This window comes from Mesomycoplasma ovipneumoniae (assembly GCF_038095975.1).
In the GTDB taxonomy this organism is placed as follows: domain Bacteria; phylum Bacillota_I; class Bacilli_A; order Mycoplasmatales; family Metamycoplasmataceae; genus Mesomycoplasma; species Mesomycoplasma ovipneumoniae_C.
In genome coordinates this window covers 913,632-937,732 of the sequence record NZ_CP146003.1, presented here as the reverse complement: position 1 = coordinate 937,732, position 24,101 = coordinate 913,632, and the positions used below count along the sequence as shown (strand labels likewise).

The 24,101-nt window shown below is 25.9% G+C and carries 18 protein-coding genes; all 18 read left to right on the top strand.

Going from position 1 to position 24,101, the window contains the following annotated elements; all coding sequences use genetic code 4:
- The first annotated feature begins 194 nt into the window (after positions 1-194).
- Positions 195-1,556 carry a dihydrolipoyl dehydrogenase gene (locus V3255_RS03345; protein ID WP_333503506.1) on the top strand — a complete coding sequence of 454 codons (1,362 nt, stop codon included), beginning with the start codon at positions 195-197 and terminating at the stop codon, positions 1,554-1,556.
- A gap of 1,136 nt (positions 1,557-2,692) precedes the next feature.
- Positions 2,693-4,486 carry an SGNH/GDSL hydrolase family protein gene (locus V3255_RS03340; protein WP_341516241.1) on the top strand — a complete coding sequence of 598 codons (1,794 nt, stop codon included), beginning with the start codon at positions 2,693-2,695 and terminating at the stop codon, positions 4,484-4,486.
- A 635-nt stretch (positions 4,487-5,121) separates the two neighbouring features.
- Positions 5,122-5,919 carry a hypothetical protein gene (locus V3255_RS03335; RefSeq protein WP_333503666.1) on the top strand — a complete coding sequence of 266 codons (798 nt, stop codon included), beginning with the start codon at positions 5,122-5,124 and terminating at the stop codon, positions 5,917-5,919.
- 19 nt (positions 5,920-5,938) lie between these two features.
- Positions 5,939-6,307, top strand: a complete 369-nt coding sequence (locus tag V3255_RS03330; protein WP_258825294.1) for a single-stranded DNA-binding protein — start codon at positions 5,939-5,941, stop codon at positions 6,305-6,307.
- An 18-nt stretch (positions 6,308-6,325) separates the two neighbouring features.
- Positions 6,326-6,853 carry a single-stranded DNA-binding protein gene (locus tag V3255_RS03325; RefSeq protein ID WP_318050892.1) on the top strand — a complete coding sequence of 176 codons (528 nt, stop codon included), beginning with the start codon at positions 6,326-6,328 and terminating at the stop codon, positions 6,851-6,853.
- A gap of 21 nt (positions 6,854-6,874) precedes the next feature.
- Positions 6,875-7,603, top strand: coding sequence for a hypothetical protein (locus V3255_RS03320; RefSeq protein ID WP_277446691.1), 729 nt, complete (start codon positions 6,875-6,877; stop codon positions 7,601-7,603).
- Between the two features lie 16 nt (positions 7,604-7,619).
- Positions 7,620-7,874, top strand: coding sequence for a hypothetical protein (locus tag V3255_RS03315; protein ID WP_333503665.1), 255 nt, complete (start codon positions 7,620-7,622; stop codon positions 7,872-7,874).
- Positions 7,875-7,876: 2 nt separating this feature from the next.
- On the top strand, positions 7,877-9,295 hold the full coding sequence (locus V3255_RS03310) for a hypothetical protein (RefSeq protein WP_341516240.1): 1,419 nt from the start codon (positions 7,877-7,879) through the stop codon (positions 9,293-9,295).
- Between the two features lie 6 nt (positions 9,296-9,301).
- Positions 9,302-11,614 (top strand): type IV secretory system conjugative DNA transfer family protein, encoded by a 2,313-nt coding sequence (locus V3255_RS03305; RefSeq protein ID WP_337902987.1) that lies wholly within the window; start codon positions 9,302-9,304, stop codon positions 11,612-11,614.
- Positions 11,615-11,676: 62 nt separating this feature from the next.
- Entirely contained in the window at positions 11,677-12,669 is a 993-nt protein-coding gene (locus V3255_RS03300) for a hypothetical protein (RefSeq protein ID WP_333503478.1), read from the top strand.
- Positions 12,670-12,798: 129 nt separating this feature from the next.
- Positions 12,799-12,978 (top strand): hypothetical protein, encoded by a 180-nt coding sequence (locus tag V3255_RS03295; RefSeq protein WP_333503479.1) that lies wholly within the window; start codon positions 12,799-12,801, stop codon positions 12,976-12,978.
- A 64-nt stretch (positions 12,979-13,042) separates the two neighbouring features.
- Positions 13,043-13,252 carry a hypothetical protein gene (locus V3255_RS03290; RefSeq protein ID WP_277446696.1) on the top strand — a complete coding sequence of 70 codons (210 nt, stop codon included), beginning with the start codon at positions 13,043-13,045 and terminating at the stop codon, positions 13,250-13,252.
- A complete protein-coding gene (locus V3255_RS03285; RefSeq protein WP_333503480.1) occupies positions 13,233-14,864 on the top strand; it encodes a hypothetical protein in 1,632 nt (543 codons plus the stop codon). Before V3255_RS03290 ends, V3255_RS03285 begins: the two co-directional genes overlap by 20 nt.
- 148 nt (positions 14,865-15,012) lie before the next feature.
- Complete coding sequence (locus V3255_RS03280) at positions 15,013-15,381, top strand: hypothetical protein (protein WP_333503481.1); 369 nt, start codon at positions 15,013-15,015, stop codon at positions 15,379-15,381.
- A gap of 5 nt (positions 15,382-15,386) precedes the next feature.
- Entirely contained in the window at positions 15,387-17,132 is a 1,746-nt protein-coding gene (locus V3255_RS03275; protein WP_337902985.1) for an Mbov_0396 family ICE element transmembrane protein, read from the top strand.
- Positions 17,110-19,758, top strand: a complete 2,649-nt coding sequence (locus V3255_RS03270; RefSeq protein WP_341516239.1) for an Mbov_0397 family ICE element conjugal transfer ATPase — start codon at positions 17,110-17,112, stop codon at positions 19,756-19,758. Before V3255_RS03275 ends, V3255_RS03270 begins: the two co-directional genes overlap by 23 nt.
- Positions 19,751-20,338, top strand: a complete 588-nt coding sequence (locus tag V3255_RS03265) for an Mbov_0398 family ICE element protein (protein ID WP_157356425.1) — start codon at positions 19,751-19,753, stop codon at positions 20,336-20,338. Before V3255_RS03270 ends, V3255_RS03265 begins: the two co-directional genes overlap by 8 nt.
- Positions 20,338-24,027 (top strand): Mbov_0399 family ICE element protein, encoded by a 3,690-nt coding sequence (locus V3255_RS03260; RefSeq protein WP_333503485.1) that lies wholly within the window; start codon positions 20,338-20,340, stop codon positions 24,025-24,027. The genes V3255_RS03265 and V3255_RS03260 overlap by 1 nt, the downstream gene beginning before the upstream one ends.
- Positions 24,028-24,101 lie beyond the last annotated feature (74 nt).

The window sequence follows — 24,101 nt, the reverse complement described above, 5'->3', positions numbered from 1 at the left end:
CAAGCGTTTTTTGGTGCTAAAATTACTAAAAAAAATTATTAAAATTTATTAAAAATAGATTTTAATTTTAATAAATTAAATATTTTACAATTTTGCTGTAAAATATTTAACTAAGCAAGCATTCTTTTTTAAAATTATTTAAAAAGCTTGCTGTTCATAATTTATTAATTTTAACTTCAAAAAAGGAGTAACATATGAAAAAATTTGATGTTGCAGTAATTGGTGGCGGTCCAGGCGGATACTCTTTGGCTGCTATTTTAGCTAATAACGGTAAAAATGTCGCACTTTTTGAATCAAATGTCTTAGGCGGAACTTGTGTAAATAGAGGCTGCATTCCAACTAAAACAATTTTAAAGTCTGCAAAAATAAGACAATTAATGTCCAATTCTGACAAATACGGTTTTGAATCTAGTCACACATTTAATTTAGAAAAAATCTTTGAAAATGCCCGTAATAATAGTAAAAAATTGCAACAAGCAATCAAAGGTACCCTAGATGGTGCAGGCGTTTCTGTTTTTAACCAAGAAGCAAAATTAGTTTCTAAAAACATAATTAAAGCTGAAAACAACGAAATTTATGCCGATAAAATAGTTCTTGCAACCGGAAGTAGGCCAAGAAAAATACAAATTGAAGGCATTGAAAACGCAAATGTTTATACTTCTGATGATTTAATTTTAGATTATCACGATTTTGATGAATTAACAATAATTGGTGGGGGAGTTATTGCCCTTGAGTTTGCTAGTTTTTATGCCAACTTTGACAAAAAAATAACTATAATTGAATCAAATAATCAATTATTTGGTAATTTTGACGAATCAATAAGAGATGCTGTCAATTCAATTATCCAAAGAGATAAAATAAATGTCATAACAAATGCAAAAGTTTTAAAATACGAAACTGATGGTCTGCTTATTCAACAAGGCGAAAATATTTCTAAACATAAAACCGGAAATATTTTACTTGCAGTTGGTAGAACTGTTAATAATGATTCATTTTCTGAGTTAAATCTAGAAAAATATGACAATGGTGTTTTAAAAGTAAACGAATTTTTCCAAACCTCTGAAGAAAATATTTATGCAATTGGCGATTTAAACGCAATTATGATGTTATCAACAAGCGCATATAAACATGGAGATGTTGTTGCAAAACATATTTTGCACCAAAAATCTAATGAAAAATTTGTAAAATCCAATATTCCGTTTGCAATTTACACAAATCCAGATATTTCATTTGTTGGAAAAAGTGAAAAAGAGCTAGAAAGTGCAAAAATTGAATTTGAATCAGCGCAAGTTTTTGCAAGAAATTTGCCAAGAGCACATGCTAACTTAGATTTTGAAATTGGTTTTGTCAAAATTAATTACGAAAAAAACACTTACAAAATTCTATCAGCAACTATTTTTCTTGAAGATTCATCGACTTTGATTAACCAAATCGCATTAGCAATAAGCAAAAATATGACAATTCTAGACCTTCAAAATTCAGCTTTTACCCACCCTACACTTGCTGAATCGGTTTATTATATTTCGAGAAATATTGCTTTTAGTAAAAAATCCTAATAATTACTGTTTTTTAGCCTAAAATTTCAGTTGAAATTTTAGGAAATTATTTTCTGTTTTCCTTAAACTGGTTAATTCTAAAACCATTGTTTCTTATTGAAATTAATTGTACTTAAGTTTCCTTTAAATTAAAAAGATCCAGAAATTAAAGTAAATTAGCATATTTCCGAGTTTCCCAGTTTAATGAGATAATCTAAAAAAGTGTCCTGGTTTAGTTTTGGGCACTTTTTTAACTTTTTTGGCAAACTCAGGAAAAATAACTATCAAAGCAAAAACAATGAATTTTAAATCTAACACTCATGAAAGAAAAAATCTACTTATTAATCAAATAAAGCAAACTAAAAAAGCTAAAATTTTAACTTAAAAGCAAAATATAAAATATCTAAACTGCTTTTTTAGTTTAAAACACTGACAAAAATCAATTTATGGACAAAATAACAAAAACCATAAAAAAATACAACTACTATTTAAACTCAATGTAAATAGAAAACTCGTTTTTATTTAAATTGAGCCTAAAAAAATATGTGAAGTTTTGAAAGAGCCATAACCAAAAGCCCTAAATTTCTAGATTTCTAAACGGTGAAATTTAAGGCATACCATCATATTTAAAAATATAATGGAAAATTCGCATTTTCTGATTTTTTTATGACAAAAACATAATAAGCACTCCTTAATTCAATATCAAATTTATTAATTATTCTTATGTGATAGTAATTATAACATAACTTTATTTTTGACCAAGCATTTTTTTGCAGAACGTTAACTTCAAAACTATAAAAATTAAGATTTAGCGTCAAAAAACCCGGATTTACCGGTATTTTGCATATTTTTATTCAATAAAAAGTTAATTTTTGCCATCAAACCGGAAAAATCGAGATCCAGCAAACTAAAGTAAATTAGCATATTAATTCACGAAGATAAAATTTTTTAATAAATAATAAAATAAGTAGGCTAATTTTAATTTAATTTTTTTGTTGCAATTTTGACCAAAAATGCCTTAAATTTATAGAAAAAATACTAAAATCCGCGAATTAAAAGTGGGGTTTTTCAACTAATTTAGATTTTTTAGTTTTTTTTATTTTTATTTTTTTTAGTATAATTTTTAACTTATTAAACTAAAATCGAAAGGAAACAGTATGAAATACAAAAATGTTCAAAACTATCCCGTTAGAAAAAGATTAAAACTTATATCATTAGGTTTATTACCAATAGCTACTGCAGTAACGTTTGTTGCGTGTGTTTCTCAAGACTCAGCAAAACTACAATCATTCAAATATTTAGCCATTGGTGATTCTGTTACCGCCGGATTTAATCAAGAAACTTATCGCGATTTTCAAGGTAAGCTTAACTCGCAAGGGGGGGGCGTAAGTGGTCTTTCGTATCCTTCCTTTTTTGCGCACTATTTGCAAAAGTTGAACAAAGATTCGCTGGTTTCATATGATAATTTGGCTTTTTCTGGTGCAACAGTAAAAAATTGACTTAATTTAATTAATCCTACAAAATACACAACTGGAAAAGTCGCTGATAATCCTTTTGTCCCTAAAAATAACGATCAAAATACAAAATTTAATGATTTATCTACCGTTTTTGGCAATTTTAATAAATCAAGTTACCCTGAACTAACTCAGAAAATTAAAAACGCTAATCTTTTGACAATGACTCTTGGCGCTAATGATATTTTCTTAGTTGCAACCAAATTTGGCTCACTTTTATCTCCTGAAACATCCGGAATTAAAGAGGAATTAGATAAAATTACTGTAGAATCAGCCCCAGCAACAACTCAAGAAACAGCTCCTGCTGATGGTAAGAAAGATACTAAGGAAAAAGAGGATTTAAAACCAAAAATAGCCAAATATATAAAAAACGAAATTTCTACCAAAATAACAGAATTTAAAGCAGATTTAGAAAATCTCTTAAAAGAATTAAAAACAATTAATCCTAATTTACATATAAATTTACTTCCATATAAATTGCCAAACTCACTTTTAGTTCAAGTTTTAAGTAACCTTTTTGCTAATGATTTTGGTTTAGAAAAAGATTACTTCCAAAAAGTTACAACCGAAATTAATACTGCAATTCGCCAAACAGCGCAAAAAGCTAGTGTAAATTACGTTGATCCATTTGATGCAGACATTTGAAATGATTCTGATACAAAATTAGGAGCAACACAATTTGATATTCACCCTCAAGTTAAGGGATACAAAAAAATAGCTGAACAATTATTGCTAAAATTAGCAACTGATCAATCTCAAGCTGGTGCTGTTGTTGATAATATTAAAAAATCTACAAAATTCACTGATAATACTTCAGGAAATTTAACATATAGACATGTTCTTGATCTCTCAAGTGTTGCAAAAACTAATGAAGAACTATTGAAGAAAATAAATGACAATAAATCCGAAACCGATTTCATTGATGAAGAGTCTGAATTTGAAAAATCGCAAGCATCACTAGTTAAGGATGATAAAAAAGATTTGGTTGATTCGATGATATCAGTTTTGAGTTCAAATATTTTTGGAAAATTAGATTTTAAAGACTTAGTTGCAAAATCAGGAAATTTTTATTCTAGTATTCTTGTCAATCTTATTCCTGAATCAGCATCAGAAAAATCACTAGCAGAAATTTTAAAAACACTTGGAGAATTTGCTACACCTTTTCTAAAAAAACCAGGCACTGATATAGTTAAAGCTGCGCTCAATAGAGCATTAACTGATCTAGAAAAAAAAGTAAAAGATCCTAAAAACCACTCAAAAATCACATTCCCTTCAATAATTAATAGCATTATTTCTGGCTTTGTTTTAAATATTAATATTTCAAAAGCTTTAGCGAAGTTACCAGAGATATTAGCTAATCAATCATCAACTTCATCATCAACTTCAACTACAAACTCAACCCCTTCAACTTCAGGAAATTCAACCTCTAGGTCTTAATCAGCTCCCTAAAACACGTTATTAAAAATTAATACTTTAAAAGAACATGGCATTTTTTAACGTCATGTTTTTTTATTAAAAAATAACAATCAAAGCTAAAATACTAAATTTTAAATCTAACATTCATGAAAGAAAAATCTACTTACTAATCAAATAAAGCAAACTAAAAAAGCTAAAATTTTACCTTAAAAATCAAAATTATAAAATATTTAAACTACCTTTTTAAGTTAAAATACTGACAAAAATCAATTTATGGGTAAAACAACAACAATCATAAAAAAATACAACTACTATTTAAACTCAATGCAAATAGAAAACTCGTTTTTATTTAAATTGAGCCTAAAAAAACATATGAAGTTTTGAAAGAACAATAACCAAAATCCTTAAATTTATAGATTTCTAAACGGGTAAATTTAAGGCAATCCATTATATTTAAAAACATAATGGAAAATTCAGATTTTCTGATTTTTTTTATGTGAAAAACATAACTAATTCCCCCTTAATTCAATACCAAAATTTATTAATTTATTCTTAGCGAGAACTATTATAACATAATTTTATTTTATACCAAGCATTTTTGTAAGCTGTTAAAATTTGTGAACATTTTAAGCCTCTTAAAAAGAGGTTTTTTTATTATGCTTAGTAACAACTTTGTTCCGGAAAATTTATATTTTTTACCAGAGAATGAAATTAATTTGATTTGAACAACTTTTGAGAATCAAATTTTTGAAAATGGTTGAGTAAATAAAAGCGATTTTATAAAACTAATAAAACAACAAGTCGAATTAAATGAAATAGATATTGTTATTGCAAAGCAAATAATTAGTAATCTCGGTTTTCTAATTTCTAGTAATTGAATTAAAGTTGATAAAAGTTTTAGCAACTTCATTTTTGCAAAAAATAAATATGAAGTTCTAGAATTTTATTTCAAAGAAAATAGCAAAGAAAATTTAAGTTTTTTAAATAGTTTTTTGCAAACTAGAAATCGTGTGTGTTTTTTAACTCGAAAATTTCCTTTCGATGATAAATACATAAATTTCAAAGGGCAGCTTGAAGATTTGAATAAAGAAACAAAAAATTTTATTCTTGATGAATTAATAAAAACAATAATTGAAGATTTTGAAACAGGCAAAGACAAAGAATTATTTCTAAATATTTTAGATGAAGCAGAAAATTTTGGAGATTGAAAACCTGTTGAATTAGCAATGATTCAAAATATTAATTTAGAAATAGATGAGGATATAAATTTTATACAAATAAAAAATAATGAAATTTTTGATTATGCAAAATCGGGAAAAGAAGTCCTTATTAAATTTTTAAAAAATAATAATTCAATTGAATATCTTTTTTCAAAGTATTCTGAAATGCAAAAAGAACTTGATTTTGAAAAAAAATACATTTTTGCTCTTGTTCAAAAAATAAAAAAAGACTAAATTTAAGGAGAATAGAATAATGTTAAACAAAGTTTTGGTTGTCGGGCAAGTTGTTTCAGCTCCTTTTCTCAGCCAAACCAACAATTCAAGTTTAAATTTTGTTAGATTTAAAATTGAAGTTAAAAATAAAAACAGTCAAAAACCTACTAATTTTTATGTTATTGGATTTGGCTCGAAAACTAAAATAACTAATGAAATATCAATTGGCGATTTAATTTTTGTTCAAGGTCCAGTTAGTCTTTCAAGTTTTCAAAATCCTCAAAACGAAAAAATTTTTTATCTGGAAATTAAAATCGAGGATTATCAAATAATTTCTAAAAATCATTCAAAACCTAATCATTCTTTAGATTTAAAAAATAATGAAAAATTTCCTCACGAATATAAATAATGAAAGAAAGGAGTTAAGATGGAAAATCAAGTCAATTTAATTGGTAGACTAACGAGTTCTGTAAACTTTAAATCCTCTAATAATAAACATTACATCTATTTTAATTTAGCAGTTGGGGATAATTCTAAAACCGATTTTTTTACTATTTTTTGCTTTAACGAAAAGTTTTTAAAACTAGCTGAATGAATCACGAAAGGTTCGCCTCTGGCAGTCAGATGTAAGCTTCGAAGTTTTGTTAAAAATAATAAACGTGAATTAACCTTAATTTTAGAAGATTTTAAATTACTTGAAACAAAAAAACAATTTGAAAAAAGAAAGGATAAAAATTTTGAAACTTTAAATTTAAGTCAACCAAATTTTGACAAACCTGAAGAAGATGACTTAAGCCAAAATAATACTACAAATATTTTAGATGAATTTGATTTTGATAGCTGGGATTTAAGTCAAGAACAAACAAATTTAGATCAACCTTTAGATCCAAAAAAACATATTGAAGTAACAAAAGAAGAGCAATTAAACTTTTTAGAAGATTTTTTTGCTAAATAATAAAAAATAGAGGTTTTAACAATGGAACTAGACAAAAAATACTGAGGAATAAAAATAAATCTTTCTAAATTAAAGCAAGCAGAATTATATCCTTTAATTTTAGAACATATTCCTGATTTCGCAAATTTACCAATCGAAAAAAGTGAAAAAATATTAATTGAATATTTAGTTTCTAACAATAAATTAAATGAACTACCAAAAACTAATTCTAAATTTTCTTATACGCCAAGAAACAATAAATATAGAGATAATCTTTTTTCTAATGAAAAAAATGAACAAATCGTTAAACAACTATCAATTCAATTAATTGAACTTTCTAAAACTAACCCTATTATTACTGAAAAAATTAAAAATGATGCAATTAAATTTTCGGGTTGGGTTGAAAAAAATTCATACTTAACAATGAGAAATGAATTTAAAAAAACTAATGATTTAGATTTTGAAAAAGCAAAGCCTGACTGATATTTTAAAAATATTCAATTTGTTAAACTAGATAAAGATAATTTTTGGGAACCTAAAAAATTGTCTAAATCACACGAAGGGCTAATGTATTATTTTTTAACCCAAGACATGAATTCAATTGAATATTTATACGCCCAGTATGCTCGAGCAAGCCAATTTATTCAATTTACTAAAATTTTTAATATTGCTGCTAAGTCATATGACAACAAATTAGCTTTAAAGCAAGATTTAAACCCACACACAGAAGAAATTAAAACTGATAGCTTAAAAATTAAACACAAAATTTAGTAAAGGAAATCTAATTATGATAACAATAAATCAAGAAAAATTTGACACTATTTTCAAAGAAAAATTAATTAAAAATTTACTTGAAAATCGCAAAGATAAATTAATTGAATACGGCAAAAGCGAAAATGTTAATTTTCTTACTGGTCTAGAAGAATTAGAACTTAACTATGTTACAGCCCTTTATTCAGAAATGTTATTAGGCGATGATTGAGCCCAATTAAGACTAGAATCTATGTTTTTATCAGCAACAATAGATAAACAGAAAGCTTAAAAATGGCTGGATTCGAAAATGAAGTGCTTGTGCTTTTTAAAGGTGCTTTTAATTCAAGATCTAAAGATTGAGAAATTCGATCCAAATTTGAGGCTATTTATCGCAATAAAGAATTTCTTGAATATATTTCTCGGCTCGATGCTTGTATTGCCGAAGAAAATAATTATTTAGTTAAAAATTTTTGGGAAACAGCAGAAGATAAATCGCCAAAAGCATACGCTTCTTATTTAAAATCAATTTTAGAAAAGCAAAAAAAAGATCTTAGAAATGGAGTTGAGTTACAAAAAAATTTATTACAAATTTTACCCGATGGCCAGAGCCAAATAGTCCCGGTTGAGCAAGCTAAAAAAAACACAAGAGTTAGTAAAGATCAAACAGTTTGGTCTTATGTAATTAGTTTTAAAGATATTGAATTAATACATAAAAACAAAATTTCAACGTTAGAAGAACATGGCAAATATTTAAGTCCTGAAATAAATAAATGGTTAAAATTAAATAATTTAAAAATTAAGGATTTAAATATTTTTGCTGGGGTTCATTACAATACTAACCACCCCCATATTCATTTATGGATTTCCGAAAAAAGAAAGACTATTAAATTTGATGGCAAATTAAGGTTTGACAAACGGGAAAAATTTAAATATGCAAAAAATCTTGCTGAAGGAGTTTTAGTTGCATTATCGCCAAAGCAAAATTTAGAAGATTTATATGATTTAGTTAATGACCTGCGCGAAATTAAAAAAGAAACTAAAAAAGCAATTGAAGAATTTGATTTGCGCGATTTAAGCTTAGATCCAAAATTGCAAAAATCCATTATTGAGTATTCAAATGTTTATTCTGAAAAAATAAGTTCTAGCAATAAAAACTCAATTGAAAGTGCAAAGAATTTACCAGAATTATTTGACTCAATTAAAAAACTTTCAGAAGAAAAAAATTTCCCTAGTTTAAGTTTAGATATTTTGGAAAAAAACAAAATTTTAAATTCTAATTCTCAAAAGCGGTCTAAATTTTTCAAATATTTAGACGAGTCAAAAAAAGAGACAATCAATTTATTATTCAAAAAAATTCTTGATACCGACTTAAGGACTAAGAATTTAATTTATAGATTTAACGAAACTATAAACAAAATTAGCGAATATCAAAAAAAGCAAGATTTTGAAGTTATCTCATACGCAAAAAATATCATTGATAAGGAGCAAAAGGAATTTTTTTACCAAAACCGTAACATTGTATTAAAAAAACTTAATAAAGAACTTGATTTTGCAGAAATAAATAGAAAAAATAACAAAGATAAAAAAACTAGTTTGCAAAAAATTAACAATCAAAACGCTTTCTTTTCCTATTACCAAGAAGATAAGCCTAAAAAAGAAATAAATTTGGTTTATTGATATAAAAGAACAGTAAAAAAAATCACAGGTTAATTTAAAATGAAGTTAGAACAATTTCCAAAAGCATTACAAAAAATTATAATTGCTATCATTAGTTTTGTTGCTCCATTTTTAATTTGTTTGGGTATTTGGCCTTGGATTTTTGCAAAGAAATTTAATCCAATTAAAAATATTTTTAATGCTTATTACTCATTAATTTTGGACTGAAAAGAAATTGTTTGAATTTTATTAATAGCATTTCTTAGCTCATTTATTTTTTATTTTATTATTCATTTTTTCGAACGCCACAAAAAAAAACTTTTTTCAAAAGACTTGAACAAAACTTTTTTACTTTTCGATGAAATTGAAAAAATAGGTAGTCAAACAGAATTTAAAAATTTATTTTTAGTTCAAAAAGAAAAAAAATTAAGTTTAATTAAAAAAGACAAAAGCACTATTTCTGAAAAATCTGGTTGAGTAATAAAAACTGAATTAGTCAATAAAAAAACTAATGAAGTCGATTTTTATGTTTGTTCAAATTCTCATGCCTTTATTTTAGGTGACACAAGATCTGGGAAAACTCAAAAATTCATTATCCCGACAATCAAATACAACATTCACATCAAAGACGAAAACAAAAGACCTAATTTAATGGTGATTGATCCAAAAGGTGAACTTTTTACTAGCCTCTCTGAGGAAATTGAAAACCAAGGTTATGAAATTGTTTTGCTGGATTTTCAAAATTTAGGCAAATCTCGGGGAATAAATTTTTTATCATTGATTTGAGACAAATTTCATTCTCCCTATAAAACTGAAGCAGAAAAACTACAAAATTATGATGTTGCATCAAGTTGACTCCAAAAAACAATCGAATCTATTCACGAGTGGGATAACAATAGTAAAGACAGTTTTTGATCAAAACAAGCTCAAGAGATAATTTATATAATAGGTTGATATTTACTTCTTTATTCAAATATCGATAAAACATTTACCAAAGAAAAATATGTTTTTGCAAATTTTGCTTATTTTTTATCACTTCATAATTTTGTCAAAGGACCTTGAATTGAAATTTGTAAAAATTCAAATAATAAAGAACTTTCTTCATTCTATAATGAAAAAATTGCTCAGTTTATCAGCACCAATCCAGATACTCTAACTTCGATACTTGTGAATGCTTATGGCGCTATTTCAAAATTTAACTCAATAGGCCTAAAAATGTTCTCTTCAAAAGATCAAACAAATTTTGACGAACTAGTACAACAATCAGATCCTGATTTTAAAGAAAAATTTAATTCAAATATTAAACCTTTTGCAGTTTTTATTACGTTTCAACTCGATTCAAATATCGGACAACTAATGATCCCTTCGATCATAAACAATTGTTATTCTTCTTTAATTTCAATAGCAAATTCTAAACCAAACCGACGAAATTTTAGAGATTTTCTATTTTTGGGTGATGAATTTGGAAATTTGCCTTCCGTTTATCAAATGTCGACCAAAATGTCGACAGCCGCGTCTTATGGAATTTATTTTGCATTAGTTTTGCAAAATATTCAGCAACTGACTAAATATGGTAAGGAAAATGATACTATCTTATCAAATTCTGCTTTGAAAATTTACTTCAGATCCAACGACATTAAATCGATTGAAACCTTCGTTAAATTCGCTGGGAAAAAAGACGTAATTAAAAAATCCTATTCAAATTCTGAAAAAGCCGAAAAATCTAATCAAACTTCTAATTCTGAAACAGTTTCTCAAGAAAATATCATAAGCGTTAATAAATTAGCACAAATGCCACCTGAACAATCATGAGTCTTTGTCACGGGGTTAAAGCCAATTCATATAAAGACGAATTTTGCTTATGAAATTTGAAATCATCCGCAGAAAAGCTTGGAAAGTTTTTATGAAAACAAAGAAGTTAATTTTAATTTTGATTTTATTGAATTTGATTTTGAAAAAAAATTAAATGGCGAAAGCGGAAATTTTATAAATGGTGCTCAAAAAAATATACTAGACCAAAAAGAGTTAGATAAAACAATAATCGAATATTCAATAGTTTACAAAAAATATTTTAAAAAACTTGATATTGAAAAAGATGAACTAAACAACGAACTAAAGAAAATGATTGATAAATTAAAAAATTTAGTTAATTCTAGTGAAAACAAAAGTAATTTAGTTGCAAATAAAAAAGTAAAAAATGACTTGAATTTTAAATTAGTAGAAAAAATCGAAAAAGAAATTAATTCACTTAATTTACTTCTAAATTCCGATAAGCAATGAGTTGATGATAGTTATAAAAGTTCAATTAAAAATCAAATAGTTAAAAAGGAAATTCAATTAACTGAACTAAAAAATCAAAAATTTGGGAAATAAAAAAAGAAGCTTTTCAGCCTCCGAAAACGCGCCCAAATAGCAATTAGAAGACAGGTTACCAAATGAGCATAATTGATTATACCACAAAATTCAAAAACACTTCTAAAAAAAATAAAAAAATTTTTTGCTCTAATTCTTCTTACCTTTTTTATGTGTTTTGAGTAATTAGAGATTTTGAATTTAAAAAGATAGGAGAAAAATGTAAGTTTTTAGATGCTAAACAAATTTTAGAAAAGTTAAATGCAAAATGAGAGTCTAAAACTTGAAATATTAAAACTATTTATAAAATTCTAAATTATTTAGCTAAAGAGAATATTATTGAAACACAAAAAATAGCTAATAAATTAATTGTTGTTAGCGTGCTTGATTTAAAAAAATATTATATCCCTAAAAAAATATTAGATTTATGTATTAGTTTTGAAAATTTAGTTTCATCAAATTATTTTAGAGTTTACCAGTATTTGAAAAATTTAGCAATTAAAAATTTCAAATTGAATAACTGAAAAAATAGTAATTATTGAGTAGAAAATTCTTATACATATTTCCAAAATTTGGGATTAAGCAATGAAACTATTTCCAGGGCACTAAAATGGTTTTCAGAAAATAATATTCAAATTCAATTTGAAAATAAAACTATTTCTAAAAAGTTAATCCATAGCGTTAATTTAGACAAAAATACTTATTATAAAGCAGTTAAATATGAAAAACAATTAATTTCTATCAGCTTAAAAACCATTCAAAAAAATTTATATAGACAATTTCAGAATAACAAAGTTTATTTTTGATCAAAAAATATTTTTGAGTGAAAAGTTTCAAAAACAATAGTTGTCAAAATTAAAAAAATTTTTGAATACGTAATTAAGAGACCTTGTTATTTGCTTAGAAAATCAAAAAATGGGCTTTCTTATTTACCTTGCTGATGTAAAAATAAGGGTGCCCATTGAAAAATTAATCACGAAAAACCAAAATACAAATCTTTTTATCAAGACAAAAGATTGATTATTCGGCAACAAGGCCGGAATTGAAATTCAAAGCTCTTGGTTCTTCAAATTTAAAATTATACACTAAAAAAAATTAAAAACCAAATATAAGTCAATTTTTAGTGTTTCTCCAAAAATCGGCTTATATATACTTTAGAAAAACTATAAATAGTTTTATATATATTAATTAGAAAAGGAAACAAAATGAAAAAAGAAAATAGTCTAAATGTCTTACATGAAAAACTAAAAATGTTGCAAAATTCGGATATGGATACTTTAAAAGATTTAAAAAAATTACTTTTAGCTGAACTTGAAGCTGAAGTTGCCACACGAAAACAGCAAATCGAATTAATCGAGAAATTAATTAAAAACAAACAAAAATAGAAAAAATATATGAATTTATTTGCTAATTTCTTTTATTCTTTTAAAAAAAGGTATAATTTATAGTATGAATTCGGTTGCAATGTTAATTTTAGCACCACTTTCATTTGTTTTTTGATTTTCTTTTGGTTATTACTTTTTATTTAAATCAGAAAGATTTAAGTCATATTTGAAAATTAATCCAAAAAGAAAATTAATATTTCTTGGATTTTGAGTAATTTTAATTGTCGTAATTATTTTTGGAGTTTTTAAAACTTATGTTGACTTTTTCTCTTAAATCAAAACTAAAATATTTATTAATTCTTGGATTAAGTAGCCCTTTATTTTTAATTTCATGTATTGATCCTTATACTGAAGTTAGAAAAAATATAACTGAAACCCTTTTACCAAAAGGATCTAAGAGTTCTGTAAATACACAAGGAAAAGAACAAGATAAAACTGAACAAACAATTAGTGTTCCAGGTTCAGAACTAAATCAAACTTATTCTGAAATAATTAATGATTCTTTGCTTGGTTTTAACGGTATTAAAAAAAATCCAAAAATTCCACAAAATTTATACTCAAGAGATAAAAATTATGTAACTGAAATTGGTGATGCTAGTTTTATTTCTAGCCCGAATAACAAATACGGTTTATCAAATTACTGATTTTATTATAAATCACTACCTTTTATGTTAGAAGATAGCAATATTAAAGCAGGTTCAAGCAATTTTAAAGAGGAATATTATAAAAGATTATCTTATTTGGAAGAAAAATTAAAAAAATATACTTGAGAAAATCTTGGAGAATATAACTCTAATAAAAACTTTTCGGCTTGAGATAAAATAATGCAAGATTTTAACGAAAAAACTGGTCTAAAAGACAAAAATGCCGGTTTTGATCAAACTATTGCATTTGATTATCCCGAAACAGATGAATATTGGCCAATAGTAAAAAAAGAACTACCTCCAGAAGAACGTGAAAACAAAACTTACGTTCAAAAACAAATGTTAGTTCATGATTTTATGTTTGGTAATGCCTTTGCAAGCCCAAGACATATGGATCTTTATCTAAAATCCGAAAAGTTAGTTAGTAATAAAACTGAAAGAATATGAAATTATATTAGGTATTTTCGTGACGATTATTATCGCGAAACAAATTATAAACCTAGTCCAACAGAAAGACATTGATACTCTTTACTTGAATTAATTCAAAGAATTCAGAGAAATTATAATGGCCAATATGCAGCAGCTGAATTAATGAAAACTCTTAGCAAATTAGAGCAAAGATTATTTAACATCAACGATAAAACCAAATCTTTAAAAGACCAAATTGAAAATAATCTTAAAAGCATATTTTTAGATATTTTTCGAAAGTATCAAATTTTTTTCTTACCAGATAGTCACACAAGTTTAAGAAAAGACTTAGTTTTTAATATTGATTTAGGCCAAAATGTAGATATGCAATCACTTGCTGCTGATTTGATTAAGGTATACAATTCAAAAATTGCACCTTTGATTTGAAAATATAATTCAGAAGCTTCTGATACTGAAAAAATTGGGCCTTTAAAAAGTTGACTTGATAATGTTTTTCTTGATGAATATGTCTACCCTTTAATGGGTGGTCTAAAATTTGTAGAATTAGACGAGAAAAAAACTGATGATGGAAAAGATAATCCTATTTCCTTAAGAAAATGAGAAGAATGAAAAGATAATTATAAAGAATTTTATGGTTGAGAATACAAAGAATCTATTCTTTCACATCCAGCTTCTAAAAATATAGATTCTTCTTCAAATGATTCTAGTTCTGAAAGTTCATCTACTTCTTCTAATTCTTCCGGTTCTTCTAGTTCTGAATCAACTCAAGACAATAATCCAGAGATAGTTGGATCTGCTTCTACTTCTAATTAATATTTATTTTATTTAATTTTTGTTTGTTTTTTAATTAATGCTATTTTTTAGTACTCTTTTTTTATTATTTTAGACTCCTATTTTATTCTCTTATATTATTTAGCAAAAATTTTAAAAATATCATATTCTATTGAAAGGAAAAAATAAAATGGAAACTTTTATTTCACTTTTTCAACAACAAAGCCAAATACAACAAAATCTTGACAAAGTTAAAGATTCAGTTAATGGTGTTTCAAATGCAGTAATGGGCTATGCCTTAATTGGCGTTTCAGCTGTTACCGGAATTATTGTGGTTGCTTCCATTATTTGATTTATGGCCAGATTATTGCAAGCAAAATTTGCTGGGCCAGAACAAAAAAAGGTTATTTACCGAAATATTAAGCAATCAGCTTGAATTTTTGGGGCTATTATTTTATTACTAGTTGTTGGTGTTGGGGTTATTGGCGCAATTACTAATTTAACTGGTTCTTTTACCGAAGGCATTAAAGAAACACTTTCATCAACTCCAAAACAATAAATTAAATGCTTTTCGGTATAATCAATACAATTGCCTACGGTTTTTTTGCAGTTGGATGAGGACTTTTAGTTTGACCTTTTGTCACTATTTTAAATATTATAACTGAATTATTTGGCTCAATTTCTTTTGATTTATTAAAAAATATATTTTTCGGTGGTTCAAAAGAATTTAGTATTTCTCAAATTCCTATTGTTTTTTGAATTATTACTGCTATTGCAGTTTCGTTAATAATTTTTTTAATTTTACAAAGGTTAGTTAGAAATTTTTTCTTAGCTGGTAAACAAAATTATGATTCAAGTTTAAAAAACGTTATTATAAAAACGATTGCTTCTATTGTTTTTCCAATTTTATTCATTGTTTTTCTGTTTTTTGGCTTAATAATAGTTAGTTCTATTATTAATCTTATAAAAGATTCACTTGGCTATCATAATTCATTAGTTTCTTCATTTGTTAAAGGAGCGCTTCCGCCTGAAGTTAGAACTAAATTAACTGATAGTGATTTAAAATCATTAGCAAGTGGACAAATAATTTCATATGATATTTATTATAATTTTCAGTGAGGAGATGGTCCTAAAATAATTTTTTTAATCGCTCTTTCGACCTTAATCACTGCATGACTTTTAGGTTCAACAGTAATTTCATTAGTCGCAAATATCGCACAAATGTTCTACCAACTACTTTTATTACCTGTTTTTTCAATATCTCAAATTAGCGACGAAGGAAAGTTATTCAAAAAATATATGCAAGCTTTTTGAGGTAAATTTTGAGTAATTATCATTTCGCAACTTTCTTTTTCGTTTTTCTTTATTTGAGCTGAATTTTCAACCAACCAAGCATGAAATATTGAAATAAAAAGCCAACTTGTTAGTCCATGAATTTTCAATTTCTTTTTTAGTTTTTTGATGATCTTAGGTGGCGGAATCGCAATTAAAACAATTGGCGAAGAATTTGCCAGCTACTTTGGCGGGCAGGGCTTTGTGCGTTCGCAACAAGAATGAGCTCATCGAACAACAAAAGGGATCGGAATAACAGCTGGACTACTTGGTGCTTCAAGCGTTCTTGCTGGAAAAGGTGTAAAAAGACTCAAAAAATTAAGTGGGTATCATGATGCAAAACGCGAGGAAATTAATAACGCCTTTAAAAAAGGCGAGATAACTCGAACTCAAAAACGCGAAATGCTAGAAAAACTTAAAGATGACAGGGGAAATCTTGGTCAAACTTTTAGATCGGGTTGACAGAAAAACAAACATAAAAATATTTTAACCAGAGCTTGAAGAGCAAAAAACGCCTATAAAGAAGGAAAAGACTTAGGCGTAATTGAGGAAGCAAAATATCTAGGCTCAAAAATGTTATTCAGACACAATATTAGAGGTATTGAAAACAAAGAAGCAAAAATCAACAAAAATCAGCAAAAAATAGATAAGGTTCAAAAAGCAATTGATTTTGAAAATTATAAAAAAGAATACAATCTTCCAGATTTTGACCAGAAAAAATTAGACAAAGCTGAAAATAAAATGATTCGTTTAAATCGAAAAGAAGCAAAAATAAAAGAAAGAATTGCTGAAAAAACCCAAAAAAGAAATGATCGAGCAGAAAAATTTTTAAAAAGATCAAATAATTTACACACAACCGTTCAAAGAACTGAAAGACATAAAGAAGAACCTGAGAAAACTAACTCTCATAAACTAGCAGAAGAATATAGAAATTCTGCAAAAAATAAGGATAAAAATGAAAAAACAAGTTCAGAATAAACCAATTCAAAAAATTAAGGTACTATTTTTTAAAAACTTTTCAATAGCTGATCTTCTAGTTTTATTTACAATAGTTGTTTTTTGTTTAGTGTGTAGTTTTGCAATTAACACTCAGCTGCATTTTCTTTTAAAAATTTTAATTTTTCTTATTCTATTTTCCTTTTTAGGTCTGCCGATGATTTTTCATTTTCCAAAATTTAAAGCTCGTGGGTGACAAATTCTATTTTACTGATTTAAATATATTTCAATGCCTAGAAAATATAGCTCATCAGTAAGTGGATCTACAAACTCAAAAAATTTAATACCTTATTTATCAATTAACAAAAATTATATTGAAACAGATGGTGGTTGAATTGGTGGACTAAAATTAAAAGGAATTGAAATTTTTAGTTATGATGAAGACCAGCAAAAGTCGATTTTGCTTCAATTTGCAAATTTAATTAATAATATAAACCAAAAAATTTCAATTGTTAAAATAGCTAAGCAAAATAATATCGAAACTAATCAAGAACATTTGCAAAAAAATTTTAATATTTGTACTAATAATCTTGGCGAAAAAATATGTGATTCTTATGAAGAAGACTTAAATTATACCTTCGAAGGTCAGATGAAATTTTCTTATTATTTGATTGTTCATAATGAAAGAGAAAACGAATTGACTTTTGAAATAAATATATTAAAACAAAAACTAGCGCATATTGAAATTGAAGCTGAGAAATTAAAAATTGATGAATTATTAAATTTAGCGGTCGGAATTTTAAATCCTTTTGATAAATTTTCAAAAGAACAAATAGAAGATTTGGTTAAAAATCCAACAATAGAAAACATTCAAAGCGCTTTTTCACTATCAGAAATTCGTTGGAAACCTACCTATTTTCAGTCAATGAACAAATACTTCTCCATCCAAGGAGTTTCTGAACTTCCTTTAGAGTTACCTCCGTATTGAGCCAATAATTTTTTTAATTCTCAATCAAATATTGTCTGGCACATTCAAAAGTTATCTGATCGCGAAAAAGATAAAATTTTAAATCGAGCTTATTCTATTCTTTCTTTAAATTCTGAAGAAACAAATGCAAGTGTTTTAAATCGGAGAAAAAACCAATTAGAACAAGAAGCAATCGAAAACGTTGTCGATGTAGCTGCAAGTGGTCAAAATATATTTTTTTCAACATTCTTATTTGTAAATCAAGCAAATTCTAAGGATGCTTTAAAAAATATTGAACGTGAAAATGAGCAAATTGTTAAAAATTCAGGATCAATTATCCATACATTAATATTTAATCAATTAAATGCATATGTTAATTCTTTTTTTAAATATACTGATACTTTAAAAGAACGGATTGAAATGCCTTCAAATAACATCGCCTGAGGATTTCCGTTTTCAACACGCGAATTTAATGACAACAATTATAATATTTTAGGAACTAATTTTTCTGATGGCACACCTTTATTTTTTGACCAATTTTACCAAAAAAGTTCAAGAAAAAACTCAAATTTGTTTATTTTAGGAACCTCAGGTTCAGGGAAAACTACCATTACAAAAAAATTAGTTACTTACAATATTGGGGTCGGAAATTCAGTTATTATTTTAGATCCACAAAACGAATATGCAAAAATAGGTAAAAATTTAAGAGCTAATATAATTCATTTAAACTCTAGCGGTTTAACTGTTTTTAATCCATTGCAAATTAGAAAAACTTTTAACCCAAATGAAACCGAGGAAATTTTTTCAAATCCGGATTTAATTGCGCTACACATATCCAAGCTTGAAACTTTTTTTAAAATAATTTTTCCTAGTTTAAAAAATGTTCATTTTATTGCTATTCTAAATTCTTTAAAAATTTTATACCAAAGTTATGGTTTTTTTGAACTCAATAATAAAGATATAACCAAGCTTGAAAATAATGAAAACCCAATAATTTCTGATTTAATTCAAACTATTAGAAAAACTGATTTTGATTATTTATCTGAAAATGATAAAAAAGTTTTAATAGCAAGTTTTGAAATCGATTTTGGCCAATATTCTGTCCTTGGTCGAATGTTTAATAATATATCTAATGCAGAAAATCTAAATTCTAATTTTACTATTTTTAACGTTGCTTCTTTGATGAATCTAGAAAAAAGGGTATATCAAGCTGCTTTTTTTCTAGCTTTATCATTTATTCAAGGTCAAATTTCTGATTTTTATCAAGAAAATGATAAAAAAATTGTTCTAGTTGTCGACGAAGGGCATAAGTTCGTTGATGAGTCAAATTTATTTGCCCTCAATTTTTTGTTTGATACTGCAAAAACTATTCGTAAATACAATGGTGGTTTGATAATAACAACACAAAATCCCGGTGATTTTGCAATTAGCGGAGAAGCTGCTCGAAAAAGTGAAGCTATTATTGAAAATTGCCAGTACTCCATATTTTTTAACTTAAAATCCAAAGATATTGAAAAAATAGATTTACTTTATAGAAATGTTGGCGGCCTTTCCGATGAAGAAAAAAATTTTATTAATTTAGCACAAATTGGGGACATGCTTTTAACAGTAAATACAGTTGATAGATTTAAATTGAGTTCTTATTATAACAACATTGAAAAAGAATTGTTTTTTGATAAAGGAGATAGATTAAATGACTAAAAACAAAAAGAAAAGTATTGAATATAAAATGAAAAATAAAAAAACTCAACGAGCAGCTTTATTCTTGCAATTTACAAACCCTGATGAAGCAAAATTAATCGATGATTTAAAGTTTAAAATACTTCAAAATGGCAAAAAACCAACAGTAGTAATTAAGGATTTTTTGATAGAAATTCTGCAAAAAGAAAATTTTCAAAAATCATTTTCTGAAGTAAAAAATGATGTATTTTACTCTTTTAGAAAAGCTAGCTATATTTCTCAAATACCTTTTTATTTAAAGTTGGATGAATTTAGAAAAGAAAATGAATTAATGATTGATCTGCTTAATAAAAAAGTGAATCTTTTGATTAATTTGTTGTACGAATTTACAAAAAAAGATATTGCTGAATTTTCGCCTAACGACACTGAAAATTTTTATTATTTTCAAAAACTAGAAGAAGACATGAGCGTAAAAATAGCACATTTAAAATCTAAAAACGCAAGCAGAAAACGTGAAATGGAAGTTTTTTACGATAATTTTAAAAATTATGATGAAAATGCTGAAAACAATAATACAGACCATTTTGTAGGAGAGAAATAATGAAAAATACCATTTTTAAAGTTTTACCAATTTTAGTATTTTCAAGTTCAATTTTTTTTAATTTATCAGCGATTGTTGAACCAAATTATATAAAAAAAGATCAATGAGATACTGAATATTTACCAGTAAATAATACATTTAATGTTGAACAAGAATATGATGTTGATATAGCTTTGAATGAATCAAATAAAGGCAAATGAGAAATTGAAATCTTTGCAAACACCTATTATGCTGTTGAATTGAGTAACCGAGTAAAAACAGTGATTAAATTAGATGATAGTTGATTTAGTAGATATGAATTTATTTTAAATAAATATGATACAACGGGTTATAATAGATATTCTAGACAGTTAATTAAAATGAAGGACGGGACTTATTCCTTAAATAAAACACTCGGTGGAATAGGTAGTTATAACAATTTTGCACATCATTTTAATAATATAAATTTTGAAAAAAGTATCAATGAAGATATTTTTTTCACAGTTTTAGATGTAAATATTCAAAATAAAGATTATTCAAAAAAATACAATATATTCTTAAATACTAATTCAAAAAAGGGAGTCAAGCAAAAATTAATTGATTTTTTTAAAAATTTAAAAAATTCTAAAAATGAAAATTGAGACTTAAATAATTTTAAACTAAATGACTTCAAACTTTATTTTGAGTATACAGTTCAAAATAACAAAATTATTAAAATTAAAACAATTGCTTCTGGTAATTATTCGGCAAGAGAAGAAAATATTACCAAAAACGAAAAAATTGATAAATTAAATAAATATTTAGCTAATATTTCAAATTCTTTTGAGTCTAATTTTAAAAATAAATTCTCAATTCTAACAGATACAGGAGCTGAAAAAGGTATTAATGCTCCTGCGCCTAAAGAACAAAATCCTCCAAATAATAATTTAAAATCAAATAAAACTTATTTCCATAATTTGGTTAATGAATGGTTTGACAAAGTTAAGACTCAAAACGATAATAGTTATAAGGCTAGTTTTTGATACAATTATGATTCTTTTGGTAATCCTACAAGAGCTTATATTAAGTTTACACACCCAATTGATGGTCAAATTTGACAATATGAACTTTCTAACAATATAAAAACTGAATGAGTTCCAACTGAATATTTTAGAAAAAAAGAATTTAGTGATCGATTAAAATTTATACCATCACAAATTTATAAATACTCTGACTCTTATAAAGGTTTATACCGCGAATTGGATCAAAAAAAGGATATTACTGATCAAGATGAAGAAGCAAAAAAATTAAAAGAAGAATCTTCAAAACAACCAAAACAAAACGACAAAAATCTAACCTATGGAGGCAAGTTTGAATTTTTAGGAGATGTTAAGGTTCAATTTGCCGGAAATAAAGAAGAATCAGAAATAATGTATATAAATGATAAGCCTGTTGATGTTCTTAATTCAAATTTTGAAGCTATTTTGCAAGATTTACGTCTAGAAGATAAGGAAAACGGTGGGATAAATACTTATAAAATTGAAATAAAAAAATTTAAAAGAGATAACAACACAAAAGAAAACAAAGAGGTTGAAAAAACTTATCGTGTTGATATCGTTATTAAATCAATTACAAGTGTTTTAGAAGGAAAATGATTTGCTTGAGATCCAGAAAGAAACAAAGAACAAAAAGAATTAATAAGTCCAACAATGCTTGATGCTAACGGAAATGAAGTAAAAGATAGTGATAATAATCCAATTCAAAATCCAAATTATGACCCTTTTATTGATCCAAAAACTGGAACTAAAAAACAATTAATTTGAGTTAATTTTGATAACAATTTGTTTGATAATTCCATATTTTATCCTGATAATTCTTTAATTCAAACAGGCTTTATTGCTGAAGCTAGCGTTGTTGGCAAAGGGATAAATTTAGTTTTTGCTAAAAATTTTGAGAATGATAAAGCTTTAATTAAAAGGTATGCAATTGATAAAAATCAAACAAATAAATTTGTTCTTGGAAATAATGTAACGTATTTTTCTTCTAATTCTACAAATTCTCAGGGCGAGGAAATTAATATTTACAATAACCAAAATAATTATTTTTCAAAAGAAGGACTGTGATTATATAGAACAGGATTCAAACAAGACAACAATGGTAACAAAGGGCAAAACGGATTTAAAATTTTTTTAATTGGTGATAACGACAATAAAAAATTATTTACTGATTTAATTGATAATTCGGCATTTATTCCTTTTTGATCAAGTCCGGCGGGTCAAAATTTGTCAACTTATTTAAGATTGGTAAGGAAATTTAGCCAAGAAAAAATTAATAAATTATCTTATGAAGCTATCATGAGCTATTGAAAAAGTTTTATTAATTACAAATTAGATCAAGGCAAAATTATTGATCCAGTTCAAGATGAATTAGAAAAAAAATTAGATAATGCTATCGAAGAATATTTGAAAAAGAATCAACCTAATGTTAATCAAAAAATTAACCTTGATTTAGATCTTGGAAAATTAAATGACGTTTTATCAGAAAATCAAAAATCAGCGCTAAATATTAGTAATGGTTCTAATAAAGCCCGGGTAGAATTTGAATTAAAATCAAATCATGATAATAAATATATTTTCGAGTTAAGTAAATCACAAGATTTAAATTGAAATAGAAATTTTCAATTTTTAAATCCTAAGCTCGAAAGTGTAATTCAAAAAGAAAAAAACGGAAAAACTGAAATTAATTTGCACGAAAGTATTGAAAAAGGTATTGAAGAATTATTAAAGGAAAATCCAAATATAAGTAAAAAACAATTACAAGATTTAATTCCAAGTAAATTAAGTCAATGGGTTAATAATTCAAATATTTATTCAATTTTTAAGCTTAAAGATAATTCAAAATTTGAAATAGAATTTGGAACTTTTGATGAAAATTTATATCTAAGCAAAAATAAATTTGAATTTGATCTGGACTCCTTGCAAGAAAAAGCAATAGAAAATCAAAATATTTTTGACCAGTTACCTGAAAAAATAATAAATTTAAAAGGAATAACTGATAGTGAAAAAGCAGTTGAGTATATAAAAAATCAAATTAAAGATTTGTCAAATAGCAAACTGGTTTTTAATAAAGATTTTAGATTTAGTTCGATTGACCCATTATTAAAAAATGAAGAAATTTTCAGACCACAAAATGGAAATCCAAATAATTTAGAGTTTGCCCGCTGAATTAAATTAGGGCTTGAAGGAATAAAACTGCCAGGGTTTGCGAAGTTAAAAATTGTAAATGTTGTCGCTAATAATAGAATTCCAAAAATGAATGATTTATCTTCAATTAATTTAGGTACTATTAAAATTGATAGCGAAAATCAAGAAGAAATAGCTAAACAAATAATAGACGGCTTAAATAATCAACTCGAAAAATATAATTTAAATCTAAAGGACTATTTTAAAGAATTAAATTTAACAAATCTGCTAAATACTATTAAGCACAATAAATTATCTAATTTTACACTAGAACCAAATAATTTTTTAACTACTGGAAATTTAAAATTCAATGTGGATAATTTTAAATTTGATTTGAATAATCCAAAAGAATTTGAATTTAATTCTGAAAATAACGAATCATCAAGCTCAAAATTATGAATTATACCGATAATTTTAATTTCAGTTATAAGTTTAGGACTTATTGGAATTTTTATTTATCGTAGAAAAATCAAAAGATATAATAGCTAATATTTTTGCATTAAAATTAAAAAACGCCCGGTTTTTTTGCCGGGTTTTTTTTAATTTATTGAGAATGTTTTTTT